The sequence below is a fragment of the Pedobacter sp. SYP-B3415 genome, assembly GCF_004138205.1.
Classification (GTDB): domain Bacteria; phylum Bacteroidota; class Bacteroidia; order Sphingobacteriales; family Sphingobacteriaceae; genus Pedobacter.
Genome location: NZ_RXNQ01000022.1, coordinates 72,740 through 86,998, shown reverse-complemented (window position 1 = coordinate 86,998; position 14,259 = coordinate 72,740). Strand labels below are relative to the sequence as shown.

Annotated in this window: 13 protein-coding genes; 4 read left to right on the top strand and 9 right to left on the bottom strand. The window is 46.2% G+C overall.

Features of this window, described 5'->3' with window-relative positions; genetic code table 11:
• Positions 1 to 6: 6 nt before the first annotated feature.
• The 6 genes from EJV45_RS09105 to EJV45_RS09080 all read right to left on the bottom strand — a co-directional run bounded on the left by EJV45_RS09105 (position 7) and on the right by EJV45_RS09080 (position 5,494).
• A complete protein-coding gene (locus EJV45_RS09105) occupies positions 7 to 1,239 on the bottom strand; it encodes an FtsX-like permease family protein (RefSeq protein WP_129715363.1) in 1,233 nt (410 codons plus the stop codon).
• A 48-nt stretch (positions 1,240 to 1,287) separates the two neighbouring features.
• Positions 1,288 to 1,941 carry an MBL fold metallo-hydrolase gene (locus tag EJV45_RS09100; protein ID WP_129715362.1) on the bottom strand — a complete coding sequence of 218 codons (654 nt, stop codon included), beginning with the start codon at positions 1,939 to 1,941 and terminating at the stop codon, positions 1,288 to 1,290.
• Positions 1,938 to 2,549, bottom strand: coding sequence for a hypothetical protein (locus EJV45_RS09095; protein ID WP_129715361.1), 612 nt, complete (start codon positions 2,547 to 2,549; stop codon positions 1,938 to 1,940). Before EJV45_RS09095 ends, EJV45_RS09100 begins: the two co-directional genes overlap by 4 nt.
• The gene (locus EJV45_RS09090; protein WP_129715360.1) at positions 2,485 to 3,234 is read right to left on the bottom strand and encodes a shikimate dehydrogenase; all 750 of its coding nucleotides are present in this window, start codon (positions 3,232 to 3,234) and stop codon (positions 2,485 to 2,487) included. The genes EJV45_RS09095 and EJV45_RS09090 overlap by 65 nt, the downstream gene beginning before the upstream one ends.
• Before the next feature lie 15 nt (positions 3,235 to 3,249).
• Positions 3,250 to 4,014, bottom strand: a complete 765-nt coding sequence (locus tag EJV45_RS09085; RefSeq protein ID WP_129715359.1) for a phosphosulfolactate synthase — start codon at positions 4,012 to 4,014, stop codon at positions 3,250 to 3,252.
• Between the two features lie 76 nt (positions 4,015 to 4,090).
• Positions 4,091 to 5,494 (bottom strand): tetratricopeptide repeat protein, encoded by a 1,404-nt coding sequence (locus EJV45_RS09080; RefSeq protein ID WP_129715358.1) that lies wholly within the window; start codon positions 5,492 to 5,494, stop codon positions 4,091 to 4,093.
• Between the two features lie 265 nt (positions 5,495 to 5,759).
• Between EJV45_RS09080 and EJV45_RS09075 the strand changes: the two genes are divergently transcribed.
• The 3 genes from EJV45_RS09075 to EJV45_RS09065 all read left to right on the top strand — a co-directional run bounded on the left by EJV45_RS09075 (position 5,760) and on the right by EJV45_RS09065 (position 8,543).
• Positions 5,760 to 6,224, top strand: coding sequence for a nuclear transport factor 2 family protein (locus EJV45_RS09075; RefSeq protein ID WP_205942356.1), 465 nt, complete (start codon positions 5,760 to 5,762; stop codon positions 6,222 to 6,224).
• Between the two features lie 57 nt (positions 6,225 to 6,281).
• Complete coding sequence (locus tag EJV45_RS09070) at positions 6,282 to 7,817, top strand: aldehyde dehydrogenase family protein (protein ID WP_129715357.1); 1,536 nt, start codon at positions 6,282 to 6,284, stop codon at positions 7,815 to 7,817.
• Between the two features lie 87 nt (positions 7,818 to 7,904).
• On the top strand, positions 7,905 to 8,543 hold the full coding sequence (locus EJV45_RS09065; protein ID WP_129715356.1) for a hypothetical protein: 639 nt from the start codon (positions 7,905 to 7,907) through the stop codon (positions 8,541 to 8,543).
• Here EJV45_RS09065 and EJV45_RS09060 read toward each other — a convergent pair.
• Positions 8,491 to 10,767 (bottom strand): helix-turn-helix domain-containing protein, encoded by a 2,277-nt coding sequence (locus tag EJV45_RS09060; protein WP_129715355.1) that lies wholly within the window; start codon positions 10,765 to 10,767, stop codon positions 8,491 to 8,493. The two genes, EJV45_RS09065 and EJV45_RS09060, sit on opposite strands and share 53 nt — an antisense overlap.
• Positions 10,768 to 10,904: 137 nt before the next feature.
• On the opposite strand from EJV45_RS09060, the gene EJV45_RS09055 reads away from it, so the two are divergent.
• Positions 10,905 to 12,959, top strand: coding sequence for a tetratricopeptide repeat-containing sensor histidine kinase (locus EJV45_RS09055; protein ID WP_129715354.1), 2,055 nt, complete (start codon positions 10,905 to 10,907; stop codon positions 12,957 to 12,959).
• Here EJV45_RS09055 and EJV45_RS09050 read toward each other — a convergent pair.
• Positions 12,956 to 13,162, bottom strand: coding sequence for a hypothetical protein (locus EJV45_RS09050; protein ID WP_129715353.1), 207 nt, complete (start codon positions 13,160 to 13,162; stop codon positions 12,956 to 12,958). The genes EJV45_RS09055 and EJV45_RS09050 overlap by 4 nt on opposite strands.
• Positions 13,162 to 14,220 carry a nucleoid-associated protein gene (locus tag EJV45_RS09045; RefSeq protein WP_129715352.1) on the bottom strand — a complete coding sequence of 353 codons (1,059 nt, stop codon included), beginning with the start codon at positions 14,218 to 14,220 and terminating at the stop codon, positions 13,162 to 13,164. The genes EJV45_RS09050 and EJV45_RS09045 overlap by 1 nt, the downstream gene beginning before the upstream one ends.
• Positions 14,221 to 14,259: the final 39 nt, after the last annotated feature.

The window sequence follows — 14,259 nt, the reverse complement described above, 5'->3', positions numbered from 1 at the left end:
TTTATTCTACAGGTCTGAGGTCAGCTGTCCGGTACGCCTGACACTCAGGTTTGAAGACAAGGCCGAAGCCAGAAAGGAGATAATTCCGACGGTAAGAAACACCAGAACAAAATCTTTCCATTTCAGGTGAACAGGATAGGCGCTTATTATTGCCGTTTTGTTACTGCCCATCTGTACAAGCCCGTATTTCTGTTGCATAATACAAAAAATTAAGCCGATCAGCAAGCCGGCAACGCAGCCAATCATTGTGATCATCAGCCCCTCAAACAGGAAAATACGTCTGATCAGGCCTTTACCCGCGCCGAGGCTGGTCAGTACTGCGATATCTTTTATTTTATCGATTACCAGCATAGTTAGCGAACCAATGATATTAAATATTGCTATGATGAGAATGAATGTCAGAATGATGTAGACCGCGCTTTTTTCCGTATTCAGCATATGGTATAATGTTTCATTCTGCTGCGCGCGATTCTTAACGAGGAAGCCCTCGCCGAGGCGGCCAGATATTGCCCGTATAAACCTGTCTGCGTCCTGCCCGGGTTGCAGGTTCAGCTCTATCGCAGAGACTTCCGTCGCCTCGTCAAGCAGTTTTCGCGCGAAGGCGAGCGGTACAATTATTCCATTATCAAATTCTTCCTGCACTTCGAAAACACCGCTTACCGCAATGGTTTCTATTGTAAAGTCGTCTGCCGGATTAACCGCGTTCAGCGTGCTTGTCTTTTTTGGCGAAAAGATCTGCAGCCTGGTAAACGGATCGGCTGTGTTTACACCCAGGTAAGACTGCAATGCAGAGCCAATCACCGCGTTGTAACCACTGCTGTTATTGAGCACAAAACTGCCGTCGACAATGGCGCTGTCAAGGTCTTTGTTCTTCATGTAATCAAAACTTACCCCTTTAACCAGACCGACCGACTGCTTATCTCCATACCTGAGCAGCGCATTTTCCTGCAACACTTCGGTATAAGAAAAAATTTCTTTCTGATCGCGCAGGCCCTTGAACGCTGCAGTGTTGGGGTTAAATGTTTTTCCTTTAGCCGGCTGGATGACGATTTCGGGGGTGAAGGTGTTGAACATCTTAATAACAAGATCTTCAAAACCATTAAATACAGAAAGAATGATGATCAGGGCCGCACTTCCAACCAGCACGCCTGCCATAGAGATGGCAGAAATGATGTTGATCGCATTGGTAGATTTTTTTGTAAATAAATACCGTTTTGCAATATAAAAGGGTGTGTTCATGCGGTAAACTTTGCAGTAAATGTTTCAGGCAGATGAATTAATGTGGTGTTAACTTGCTGCACCTGCCAGGAACGGATTCCGCCTTTTCTCAAGCCCGATGCTGGTTGCCGGTCCATGCCCGGGATAAACGGTACAGCTGTCTGGAAGGGCAAAAAGCTTGCCGCGAATATTGGTTATCAACTGCTCATGATTTCCCCCCGGAAGGTCCGTACGTCCAATACTGCCATAAAAAAGCGTGTCGCCGGCAATCAGCAGGTCTTCATCTTTCGCGTAAAAGCAAAGGTGTGCGGGCGAATGACCAGGCACAAAAATAAGTTCAAGCGTGCTGTGACCAAATGTAACTGATCCCGATTCAGGAAGGAAAGTCTCGGGAAGAGGAGAAAGTTCATAGTTGTAAAAGCCCATTTGCGGTGCATAGGCAGGCACCGCCTGAAGAACAGGCAGTTCACCTTCATGCAATTGCGGCTTCAGTCCCCACTGATCAAATACGAATTTATTGCCGAAGACATGGTCAATATGGCAATGCGTATTCAGAAGCAGCTCTGGCCTCAGGTTGCGGTCGCGGATAAAGGCTGTTAGTGTGTTTTGTTCTGCACCCGAATACATGCCGGCATCGATGATAACACAGGCCCCACTCTCATCGTATAGAACATAAGTGTTTTCTGAGTAGGCATTAAATGTAAATATCTGTAGGCTGATCATGGTTTCTGAAGATTTAATGTAGCTGAATCTGAAGGCGTCTTCCAGCGAAGGCTGCCAATCATTTTTTTTATGACAGGTTCGATAGTTCGTGTGCGTGTACCCGAACTGTCGGACTGAGTAAAGTAAAGTGCTCCGCGCAGCCAGTTACGGGTGCTGTCGGTTGCATAAAATTGAATAGGTGAGGCGCTTTCGCCGGTAATCCTGAAATAACTGCCACTTACATGATTGGCACGGTCTGAAAAGGACTGCCGGTCCAGTGCTGTTGCAAAGCGCGCATGTTTGATCGCCATTGCATCGGCATCTTCTATCAGTTTATTGAGGCTGCGCCCTGCCCCAAGCCGGGTATAAGTCAGGTAAAGTTCTGCATCCAGGCTGTCGAGATATAAAATGTGCCATTTGCTTAACGAATTATCACTTTGTGTTTCCTTTAAATGCGCAGCTGGCGGAATGGCAAGGCTATAGGCAGAGGTGGAAACCTGAATGTACTTTAGGTCTGCAGCTTTGTCTGCAGGTTTACAGGAGAAGAAGAGAAAGACGAAAAAACTAAGGAATGCTGTTCCAGATACGCCAGGCTTCTTCAGCTTGCAGGTACAACATTTCCAGGCCATTTTTAACTGTGCTTCCTTGTTTTGCTGCATGCGATAAAAATAAGGTTTCTTCCGGATTGTATACAAGATCGTATGCAAGATGATCAGGTGTGACGGCCTGGTAGGGGATGTCGGGCGCGCTGTGCGTATCCGGCGACATGCCCAAAGGTGTGGTATTGATCAGCAGGGGGTGCAGGGCCAGCAGGCCTGCATCGACTTCAGCATAGGTAATACAGCCTTCAGCCGGCTGCCTGACAATAGATAAAAAATCGATTCCAAGCTTGTTGAGCACAAATTTTACCGCTTTTGCAGCCCCGCCGTTCCCAAAAATGAGGGCTTTTTTATGCTGAGCACGCAACAGTGGCAGTAGTGACTGCTCAAAGCCGAATGCGTCGGTATTGTAGCCGCTTAGTTTCAGCGTGCCCTGACTGTTTTGTATCGCTATGCAGTTTACAGCGCCAATTTCTCTGGCAGCTTCATCAACGTGGTTCAGGTAACGGAAAACGTTTACCTTATGGGGGATCGTTACATTAAGCCCAACGAGGTCCGGGTTTGATGTGAGCAGGGCGGGAAGGTCTGCTATGTGCTCGATCGGGAAAAGCTCATACCGGCAGCCATCAATACTTTCCTTTTCAAACTTGTCGCTAAAATAGCGTTTGGAAAAGGAATGGGAAAGCGGGAAACCAATAAGCCCGTATGTTTTCATTCGCAGGGAAGGGCGTTATTTCTGGTTCAGAAAATGGTCAAAAGTATCACCGCGCAGGCCCAGACGAATGGTCTCCAGGGGAATAACTTCAGCAGGTGCAATATTGCCAAGATTTACGTTCGTGCCGATCAGTTTGATGAACCAAACCTGCTGAACTTTTTGCGGTGCTTCCCAGATAATGGTTTCTTCGGGGATCTGCGTCAGAATTTCATCAACAAGACCTTCGCGAACCTCGCCCGAGTCGCGATAAATCCCAACGTTACCGCCTTCGCGCGCTTCAGCGATCACTTTCCAGCTGCCCGCTTCAATTTCGGCGCGCATCAGGTTGATCCATTTGTAAGGCGCAAAGATTTTCGTTGCATCTTTAGAACCCACCTCAGAGATCACTGTTACCTGCCCCGAGAGCTTCCGGATATACTCACATTTTTCTTCATGAGAAATGGTAATCGACCCGTCTGAAACTTCGGCAAACTCCATTTTGTATTTATCAAGAATGCGGCGGTACTCATCAAACTGGTTACGGATTACAAAAGCTTCGAAAAGCGTTCCCCCGAAATACACCGGAATACCGGCATTTTTGTATATATCCAGTTTTGCCTGGAGATTAGGCGTAACAAAAGATGTAGCCCAGCCTAACTTCACTATATCGGTGTGTACACCAGAAACTTCAAGAAAGTCTTCGGCTTGCCTTGTGCTCAGGCCCTTGTCCATCACCATCGTAATACCCTTGTGTCGGGGTTTTACTGTCCGCTCGGGCACATTAATAAGGGGGTAATTCATATCTGCTGCAAAATTGAAAAAAAATCCGGGATATCCATGTCAAATTTTTTAGACAGAACCCCCGGTTGCCCCGGTTCTAGCGCAGATAGCGGTTAATGGTATCTATAACAGAGCTATTATCCTGAAGCTGCGGTAGATATTCAAAAAGCACATGGTGCTTGTCCGGATCGGTACGCAGTGCCGTTTCCAAATAGCCCATGGCATCATTGTAGTGACCCATAGCAAAAAGATAAGCTACCATTCTATAATAGAGTTCTGCAGAGTCAGGGTTATTTTTGATCGCGTCTGCTATCGTCTCAGAAGCCTCAAGCAATTTGCCCTGTTCGTATAGTACGGTTGAATAGTCGAGCCAGGCCTCAATGTCCAGCGGATTATATTCTGTTACCTTTGCGTAAGCTTCCAGCGACTGGTCAATCTGGCCCAGTTTGTAGTGTGCATCGGCAACTGCAAACCAGAAGTCGGCATTTTCGGCATCCAGGTCAATGGCTTTCTTATAGAAATGCAGTGACTCAAAAAAACGTTCCTCGAAATTCAAGGTAACGCCGATGCCAAACCAGCTGTCTGCAAGCTTGGGGTCCATTTTTACAGACTTTTTGTAATAAGCCCTCGCTTCGTCCATCTGTTCGAGTTTCTCGTAACACTCACCAATAGCGCAGTAGGTATCTGCATTTGGCTTTTCATATTCGAAAGTGTGCTTGTAAATCTCAATGGCTTCGGCAAACTTATCAAGCTGAACAAGTGAATTCGCTTTGTTGTAATGTGCAGATGCGAAATTCTCCTTAATCAGGATCGCATAATCATATGCATCAATTGCTTTTTCGAAAAGATTAAGTTTGTGATAGGAATTACCCAGGTTGTACCAAGCAGCATGCGAATAGGGGTCAGAGTCGATGTACTGCTGGTAAAATTTGATGCTTTCTTCCTGTTTGTCGAGAACGTCGTAACAGAAGGCCAGCTCATACAGGCCGTCCTGGTTTTCCATGTTCTGCTCCAGGCTGAACTTGATGTATTTGATGGCACTTTCGTAATCCTGCATATTTTGGTATACGTAAGCCATTTGCAGGTAAATTTCGTCTGTGTTTTCGGCAAGCTGCAGGGCGCGCTCAAAGTTTTCGAGTGCTTCGGCGTACCTTTCCAGGCCGTAGTGAATGTTGCCTCTCAGTACGTAAATATCGGCCTCAGAAGGTTCAAGCATTTCTGCTTTATCCAGGGCGGCAAAGGCGCGGTCAATCTGATTTGTAACCAGAAACATCTGTGCCTGCTTAATAAGGAAGACAGATGCGTAAGGGTGCTGGCTGATCGCAAACTCAGCCACCTGCAGGGCCTTGATAGGGTCGTTCTTTTCTACATAATAGTCGATAATGTTCTCAAAGGCGTGCGAGTCGAAAAAATATTGATCTTCATTTCGCAACATCTCCTCATAACGCTCTACCGAACGCCTTGGATCGTCATTGTATTCGAAATTGAATTCTTCTTCCATAATAAGCTGAATTTAAAAGAACCTTCCCTTGTTTGTACTAAAAGTACAGCTTAACGCAGATATCCGTATCATAAACGGTGCCGGTATTTTTCAACATACAAACAACGTTTAGAATAAACGACTGATAATAAATAAAATGCTTATCGGAGGCGGATGAGTATCCGGTTACTTTTCGGGTCCCTTCTTTTCTGTATAGTTCAAATATACGTTAATTGCTCTGGATTTTACGTAATTTGCCTGTAAAATCGGCCTTCCGGGTAAGACTATGATCAGAATCTTAACTTTTTTAATTGTGCTTTTGCTTTCGGGGGCCAGCCTGAATGCGCAGACCGTGGCCAGTGAAGAGGAGGCGGTGAAGGGGAGCATCAGGCGCTTGTTCAGTGGAATGTTTCAGGCTGACAGTTCCCTGGCGGCATCTGCTTTCGACCGGGCATGCATCATGCAAACCATTAAAACGGCCAACGGACAGACTTCGGTACAGACCGGCAGTGTGAACAGTTTTTTAAGTATGATTGCGGGCGCCCCGCGCCAGAGATATGATGAGCGCATTGTTTTTACTTACATACATGTCGATGGTCCGCTGGCAAGTGTCTGGACAGATTACCAGTTTTATAACGGAGGTGTTTTCAGTCATTGTGGCGTGAATTCATTTCAACTGGCAAAAAAAGGCGCGGAGTGGAAAATCGTGTATTTAATTGACACCCGGCGAAAGGAGCCATGCAAAAAATAAATTTCCTAAGAATCCAGGCCGGGCCGAGTATACATTTCATTATAAAACATCAAAATCATGACAGACCGTATCCGCAACGTTTTAACGGAACTTAAAATCACCGACCAGAATATGGGCTGGAGCACGGGAGCCAGAGAAGGCGTGACCGGGAGGGCGCTTGAAAGTTTTTCTCCGGTAGATGGAAGCCTTATCGCGGCAACAGCCCTGGCCAGCCAAAGGGAATATAATGAAGTAATCGGCACAGCGCAGCAGGCTTTCAAAGTCTGGCGAAATATTCCTGCTCCGAAGCGTGGTGAAGTTGTCAGGCAATTGGGTGAGGCGCTTCGCGTGAAGAAGGCGGCACTCGGTACGCTTGTCTCGTATGAGATGGGAAAAAGTCTTCAGGAAGGGCTCGGTGAGGTTCAGGAGATGATCGATATCTGCGACTTTGCGGTGGGCCTGTCGCGGCAGCTTTATGGACTGACAATGCATAGCGAGCGGCCGCAGCACCGGATGTACGAGCAATGGCACCCACTGGGTGTAGTTGGCATTATTTCGGCATTTAACTTCCCCGTGGCGGTATGGAGTTGGAACGCGGCGCTTGCACTCGTTTGCGGGAATGTGTGTGTCTGGAAACCTTCAGAAAAGACGCCGCTGACAGCAATTGCATGTCAGAAGATTCTGTCTGAAGTGCTTCGGGATAATGGCGCGCCTGAAGGTGTTTCCTGCCTGTTGATCGGGCAGCGTGAGGCCGGCGTATGGCTTAGTGCCGATACACGTGTTGCGCTTGTTTCTGCAACCGGATCGACACGAATGGGGAAAGCCGTTGCAGAGACTGTTGGGGCCCGGCTTGGCAAGAGCTTGCTTGAATTGGGCGGCAATAATGCGATTATTATATCTGAACATGCTGACCTCGATATGGCAGTGATCGGAGCGGTTTTCGGCGCGGTAGGTACCGCCGGACAACGCTGTACCAGTACCCGCAGGTTAATTATCCATGAAGCCGTCTATGACGAATTTCGCGACAGGCTTACACAAGCATACAGCCAGTTGCGAATCGGCAATCCTTTGGAGGAACAAAACCATGTAGGACCTCTGATTGATAAATCTGCTGTTGAAAGTTACACCAGGGCCATTGAAGCATGTAAAGCCGAAGGCGGAAAGTTTGTTGTAGATGGTGCTGTAATAGAAGGTGGGGGATATGAATCCGGCTGTTATGTAAGGCCATGCATTGCGGAAGTGGAGAACCATTTTGAGATTGTACAGCAGGAGACATTTGCGCCGATCCTGTACCTGATCAGGTATAGCACCTTAAATGAGGCGATAGCCATGCAAAACGACGTTCCGCAAGGACTTTCGTCAGCGATCATGACGCTGAACCTGCGCGAAGCGGAATTGTTCTTGTCTGCCGGAGGGTCAGACTGCGGAATTGCGAATGTAAATATCGGTACATCCGGCGCAGAGATTGGCGGGGCGTTTGGTGGAGAGAAAGAAACCGGCGGCGGCAGAGAAAGTGGCTCTGACGCCTGGAAGGCATATATGCGGAGGCAGACGAACACGATCAACTATTCCACAACCCTGCCCTTGGCCCAGGGAATCCGCTTTAGCGTTTAACCCACCTCGACTCCTGCAAAGTTGGTAACTTTCGTAAAGTTGCCAACTTTAAGTTAAAAAATTAACCAAAAATTATTATTCGTGGTTATGGCGAAGAAATCACATTACAGTACGCGATTTGAGTACAGCGGATATTGTCACATCTACAATCGCGTGATTGACCGGAAACCGCTTTTTACACGTGATGAGAATTTCCGGTTCTTTCTCAGCAGGATGCAGAAGTACTCGTCTCCGGTGCTCGACGTGCAGGTGTATTGCCTGCTTTCCAATCATTTTCATCTTCTGGTCAGGGTTAAAGATAAGTTTCGGGTACGTCTGGCAACGGCTGAACAGGACCCGCATCTGGTTGTGACGCATTGCACGCAACGGTTTCTGCAATCATACGCCATGGCATTCAACAGGCAGGAAAGCCGGGTTGGCTCGCTTTTTCAGCAGCCATTCAAACGTTCCCGCGTTACATCACAAAACTATCTGATCTGGCTGATATTTTATATCCATAGCAATGCGCAAAAAGATGCAATGGTTACAGACTTCCGAAACTGGAAATGGAGCTCTTACCGAAAGTTTTTATCACCACAGCGAGACAGGTTTCTGCGGCAGATCATTAGCTTATATGGATCGCGCAAAGAATTCATTGATTTCCATAACCAACAGCTGAGCACACTATCTTTTTTTAATCCAACACGGATGGATTGGCTTCAAGATGCGCAAGAGCCACTTTTATGACAAAATATGAATAATCCTGGCCTACATGATCTTTGATCTCAGACAGTTTTTTCGTTTCTAAACCGCCAAACGCCGCCAACAGACTTGCGAGCTCATCCTTTGAAATAAGTTCTGTAGCTTCCAGGCTTCCATTCGCTACATATCTGCATAAATGACCTTCGATCGTCGTCACGCTTAACTTGCGCTCCCGCGCGATATCCTGGATCGATTGTCCTGATTTAAACAGGTCGAAACTGGCTTCAAAAGTATCAATCCGTGGCGCTTTCTGTTTCTTTGCCCTGCGGATGTCGCCGCCGCGAAGCACTTCCTTTCCGTCAATGGTTAGTGCCCTGGCCATTTGCTGCTGTCTGCGCGCCTCCGCCACGGGCGAAACCAGGGTGTCTTTTTCAAGTTCACCCCCCGTCGACTGAACTTTTATCAGTGCTATTGCTTTTTCAATTTTTTTTATTGATTCATGGAAGGCCAGTTCTGCGTCAAGAAGTTCGCCCAAATAAGTTTTAACTTTGCTTTCCGTTTTCACGAGCTCCAGATGGTCCAAGACTTTGTCAGAAATTGTCTGGAGCCTTGGTATAAAATAATTACCTGCCGCCTCTGCTCTTGCCAGTACGTTTACGAGTCCCGCCGTTGCCACATCGTTAAAAAGAGAATGAAGTTGCCAAATGAACTTATCTGCAGGCACTTTCAGTGTTTCCACTTCTTTATAGATTTCCCATGCCCAATCTTTGTATTTTTGCTTTGCTGATCGCTGCTCGTCTGCATCGTAAGATTCAACATGATTTTTCCAAACATATAACATCAGTCCGAAATCGAACGCACGAAGCAAATATTCTTTCAGGAAACTTAGCCGGTCCACATCCATTCTGCCTGCTGGATCACCGGCTTCCGCCTGTTTACGATGAAACAGGGCTACGCTCTTGTCAGAATCTATATTTTGATTCGCAAGCATAGACGTGAGGACCAGCCCCTTCAATGACGTCAACCTTGATAACGCTACATAGATCTGTCCTGGGGCAAATGCGTTGCCGACGTCCAGAACTGCCTTTTCGAACGTTAAGCCCTGGCTTTTATGAACCGTAATTGCCCAGGCCAGTCGCACAGGATATTGTGTAAAAGTCCCTATCACCTCTTCATTTATCTCGTTGTTTACGGCGTTCACTGTATACCGCTGATTTTTCCAGGTATATTTTTCCAGCAGAAAACGCTCACGGGATCCGTCAAGGGCTACCTCGATACCGTCATCATCGAGTTGCGTGATATAGGCGAGCTTGCCATTAAAAAACCGTTTATCAGGTGATGGATCGTTTTTAATAAACATAATCTGTGCGCCCTTCTTTAATTCGAGCGATACCTCTGCCGGATAGGTATGTTCCGGGAATTCGCGGTCTACAGCGGCACTGTAAACATGAATCTTTTCAGGCAGGGCCGCGAGTTTACGTCTGTTGATCTCCGTTGCGGCGGCGTTATGCGTTGTAAGAGTTATGTAACCGTCGCCATCCTTCGGTTCAAATCCGGGCTTATAATATTGCTGAAGCAGTTGGCGGTGGGCTTCTGTGATCAGGTTATTGCGCAGGTTGTTTAGCAGATCGATAAAGATTCTGTCATCCTGCCTGTATATCTTATCGAGCTCAATACAAATAAGTTCAGTGCGTTTAAGTACAAGGGCATCGAAGAAAAATACACTTTGATAATACCGTTGCATGGCCTGCCATTCTACAGGTTTCACAACCGGCGGTAGCTGACTCAAATCGCCAATAAACAATACCTGAACACCCCCGAACGGTTGTTGATTGCGGCGAATGTGTCGCAATACGAAGTCTATCGCGTCTAGCAGATCGGCCCGAAGCATACTCACTTCATCAATGATCAGCAGTTCAAGCTCCTGCAATACCTTCCGTTTTTTAGCAGGCATATTGAATTGCCTGGTCAATGTGCGCGGTGTATGGAAGCTGAAAGCTGAATGATCGATATCCTGCTGCGCCTGTTCAGGCAGAAAGGCACCAAATGGTAGCTGGAATTGGGAATGGATGGTAACGCCGCCGGCATTTATCGCTGCTATACCGGTTGGTGCAACGATAAGCGCCTTTTTGAATGTAGTTTGAATCAGCTTATGAAGCAGCGTTGTCTTGCCTGTTCCTGCTTTACCCGTAAGAAAAATGTTTTTCGATGTGTAATTGACAAATTTTTGCGCAAGTTCCTGTTTCGTAATGGTTGTGTTCTCGTGCATAAGCCTGCGGTCATTAATCAAATATATAAAATTTTTCTCTAAATGAAATTTCAAAACTGGAATTTGTCTGTATGCCTGTAAATCAGCGTTTTGAAGTGACGACTTAAATTCCGATATTTGACCCACGCTCACGTGTCATGCCCGAAATTACTCAACGCCTGGTTATTCAGATTCGTCTGTTTTTTTTCATTTTGCTCCTGCCGCTCTCGGTTTTCAGTCAGCAGAAGACTGCCGATAGTCTGGTGCATGCGCTTTCTAAGGCCAGGCCGGATACTGCAAAGGTATGGTTGTATTTTAATCTTGGAAGACAGTATTATACCTCAGACACAGAGAAAGCTTTAGATTTTGCAAGAAAAGGGTTGGCACTTGCGCAGGATCTTCATTTTGAGAAGGGTGAAGCGAAAACTGTGAATCTTATTGGCGTTTGTCAGCTTATTCTCTCTCAGTTCGACGAATCGCTTAAAAGCCATTACCACGCCCTGTCTATCCGCGAAAAAATGCGTGATACAGTCGGTATGATGGAGTCTATGATCAACATTGGCAACGCCAACTATCGACTCACGAATACCGAAGAGGCAGTGAAGTTTTATAAGAAAGCACTTACCTATGCCATAAAGAAGAACAGCAAGCCGGGATTGGCGCTGCTTTACAACAATATCGGAAGTTATTATAAGGATAGGTGGCTTTCACAAAAAAAACAGGCCGATTATCAGCAGGCGGTCCGGTTTATTCTGGCTGCCAGGCAAACCAAAAAAGAGCTGAACGACAGGAAAGGTCAGGCGAATTGCCTTTCCATGCTCGCCCAGATTTATCTGGAAAAAAAGAATTACAAGCAGGCTCTTGCTGCTTTTAAGGAGTCGCTGAACATTCACCGGTCATATGACAACAAAGAAGGTGAGGTAACAGCACTCAGCAGTATCGCTGATCTGTATCTGCTGCAAAAAAACAATGAAGAAGCAATCAGATATGCCGACAGTGCGTATGCGGTTGCTAAATCAACCAAGTCTGATTACATAATTTCGGGCGCTTCCGGCACCGTCGAAAAAGTAAATAGCGCCCTTCGAAACTATAAGAAGGCGTACGAAATGCTCTTGCAGGACAAGGCACGTGACAGCCAGCTATTTGCAGAGTCCAGGCAAAAAGTAAGGGAAGAATTGGCAATCAAATATCAGACGGCACAAAAAGATAAGCTGACAAAGCAGTTAGCCAGAGAAAGCAGCAGCCGGTTGGCGACTATTCTCAGAAAGAACGAAACCCAGGTTCAGGCTTTTATCGCCATTGCTTTTTTGCTTATTCTTACTGGATTTATTCTCTGGAGCCGCCACAAAACAATGCGGGCCAACCAGAAGCTTATGGATCAGAACCGGATCATTGAGCAAAAAAATGATGAGATCAGTATTCAAAACAAGCAGATCGAGCAGCAGGCTTCTGAATTAAAAATGAAAAATGAAGCGCTTGTTACTGCTAATATGATCCGTAACAAAGTCTTCTCTGTGATATCGCACGATCTGAGATCTCCATTGGCCTCTCTCGATTCCATTCTGGGCCTCATTAAAGGCGGACAGCTGGACCGCGAGGAAATGGAGCACTTCGTCGGTCTGCTTTCAGACGACATCGATGTTACACAGAAAATGTTAAACAGCCTGCTCATTTGGGCCGGAACGCAGATGGACGGGCAATCCGTTCGGCGCGAACATGTAGCTCTCAAAAATATCGTACGCGAAAACTTCATGCTTTCTGCCAAGCGAGCCCTGGAAAAAAACATTTCCCTCGTGAATGATGTGCCGGCAAAAGCAGAGATTTATACAGACCGTGAGAAATTGAACTTCATTGTTCGTAACATCATCTCAAACGCCCTCAAATTTACCCGTCAGGGCGGCACCATTTCTGTGGCGTGGGCCCAGCATCAAGGCAGAAACGTCCTTAGCATTAAGGATAATGGTGTGGGCATGAGTGCCGAAGCCATTGAAAGTCTGTTCTCTGACAAGCGCTACAGCACGCCTGGAACAGACCGCGAAAAGGGCACGGGCCTAGGAATGCTGTTGTGCAAGGATTTTGCAAACAGCATTGGCCTTCGCATTACCGTTGAAAGTGTCCCTGAACAAGGCTCCACTTTCTTCATCCATCTTCCCGAAGATGAAACCAATGTGCCTGTGTCAGTTCAGGCAAAACCGGTATTAAGCCGTCGCTAATTGTCTGACGCCGGATTTACCGAAATTAAATCCCAGTTTTTTCCGTCTTTATTTTTCGCGTATTGCGCCCGGTAATTCTCTGCCGGCGGAAGCGTGAAATGAAAGCTGAACACATTTGCTTCAGGGTTTTTCGGGATGAAATTAGCCATGATCGTCTGCGCAACCGCCTCTACATGTTCCTTGCTCGCACTGTTTTTACCCATCAGATCTCTTCCTTAAAGTAAACTTTGTAATAATTCATATGTTTTTCATCATCAAAGCCTTTCTCGATGAGCTCTTTATTTCCATGAATATAAATATGAAAGTTCTTGTCCAGCTTAAGCACGCTCTTATAAACCCGTGATTGCTTTTTTACAGCCGCTTCAGATATTTCGAAACTGGACGGTATCGGACTTTCAAATTCTTCTTCAAAATTTTTGGCATAACTCATAAAAGACGCAATACCCTCATCATTCCCGATTACCTCATTTCCGAACTCTTCCATATCAAAGCTCTCCTTGTCCTTAAAGTATTTCATCGACTTATTGAGCAGGTCAATTTTGTCGGCTTTTGAAATCTCGAAAGACTTATCCAATTCCTCAGTGACAAAATTCTTGTAAACGCCCAGCACCTGCTGCGTCTGGTTATAACTGTCATTCCTTATCTTTAGTTTTAGGAACTCGTCTTTCCAGTAAACGGCCGCATCTGTCTGCCTGTTGGTATGGTCTACCACCAGGACCTTGTATCCGTCTTCCTTTGCGAGATTTACAATCAGACAACCTTTATCCAACTTGTTGATGTTAATGCCTTCCTGCTCGTAACTTAGCCCGAAGCCGCCATCTTTCGGGAAGACCTTTAGAAACGTGTCTTTCGTTTCAGACTTGAAAATGCCTATCGCCTGGGCCTGTTCACCTTCAATCTGAATCTGATTGAATAAAGTAACATACATTTCCCCCGACTTGATTTTGGGGTGATTAGCTACATCATACAGGTACTTTGCGAGCAGTTGGGAATTTTCATGAAAAAGCTCGGAATCGCGGAAGATCTCGCTCGCAAAATGAAATACCTCATTCAGATCCAGATTGCCGCTGGAATGCTGAAAATGATATACTTCGTTTAACTTCTCGAACGGTTTCAAAAAGTATTGCATAAGAAGTGAAGAAAGAATTTCGTCTTCAAGGTTCAGCGGTTCATCTGACAGCGCATAGTATTCTTCCAGCATTCTGTTGCCGGTACGGTGTATGGAGAGTTTAGCGAGTGAAGCATCAAAAGAGGTTATCATGCCGCAAAGTTAACAAACAATAGCAGGGCGGCCGATAAA

Excerpts from the sequence above, each read along its gene's own strand:
- EJV45_RS09105 (WP_129715363.1), bottom strand. The coding sequence starts at position 1,239 with ATGAACACACCCTTTTATATTGCAAAACGGTATTTATTTACAAAAAAA.
- EJV45_RS09100 (WP_129715362.1), bottom strand. The coding sequence starts at position 1,941 with ATGATCAGCCTACAGATATTTACATTTAATGCCTACTCAGAAAACACT.
- EJV45_RS09095 (WP_129715361.1), bottom strand. The coding sequence starts at position 2,549 with ATGGCCTGGAAATGTTGTACCTGCAAGCTGAAGAAGCCTGGCGTATCT.
- EJV45_RS09090 (WP_129715360.1), bottom strand. The coding sequence starts at position 3,234 with ATGAAAACATACGGGCTTATTGGTTTCCCGCTTTCCCATTCCTTTTCC.
- EJV45_RS09085 (WP_129715359.1), bottom strand. The coding sequence starts at position 4,014 with ATGAATTACCCCCTTATTAATGTGCCCGAGCGGACAGTAAAACCCCGA.
- EJV45_RS09080 (WP_129715358.1), bottom strand. The coding sequence starts at position 5,494 with ATGGAAGAAGAATTCAATTTCGAATACAATGACGATCCAAGGCGTTCG.
- EJV45_RS09075 (WP_205942356.1), top strand. The coding sequence starts at position 5,760 with ATGATCAGAATCTTAACTTTTTTAATTGTGCTTTTGCTTTCGGGGGCC.
- EJV45_RS09070 (WP_129715357.1), top strand. The coding sequence starts at position 6,282 with ATGACAGACCGTATCCGCAACGTTTTAACGGAACTTAAAATCACCGAC.
- EJV45_RS09065 (WP_129715356.1), top strand. The coding sequence starts at position 7,905 with ATGGCGAAGAAATCACATTACAGTACGCGATTTGAGTACAGCGGATAT.
- EJV45_RS09060 (WP_129715355.1), bottom strand. The coding sequence starts at position 10,767 with ATGCACGAGAACACAACCATTACGAAACAGGAACTTGCGCAAAAATTT.
- EJV45_RS09055 (WP_129715354.1), top strand. The coding sequence starts at position 10,905 with ATGCCCGAAATTACTCAACGCCTGGTTATTCAGATTCGTCTGTTTTTT.
- EJV45_RS09050 (WP_129715353.1), bottom strand. The coding sequence starts at position 13,162 with ATGGGTAAAAACAGTGCGAGCAAGGAACATGTAGAGGCGGTTGCGCAG.
- EJV45_RS09045 (WP_129715352.1), bottom strand. The coding sequence starts at position 14,220 with ATGATAACCTCTTTTGATGCTTCACTCGCTAAACTCTCCATACACCGT.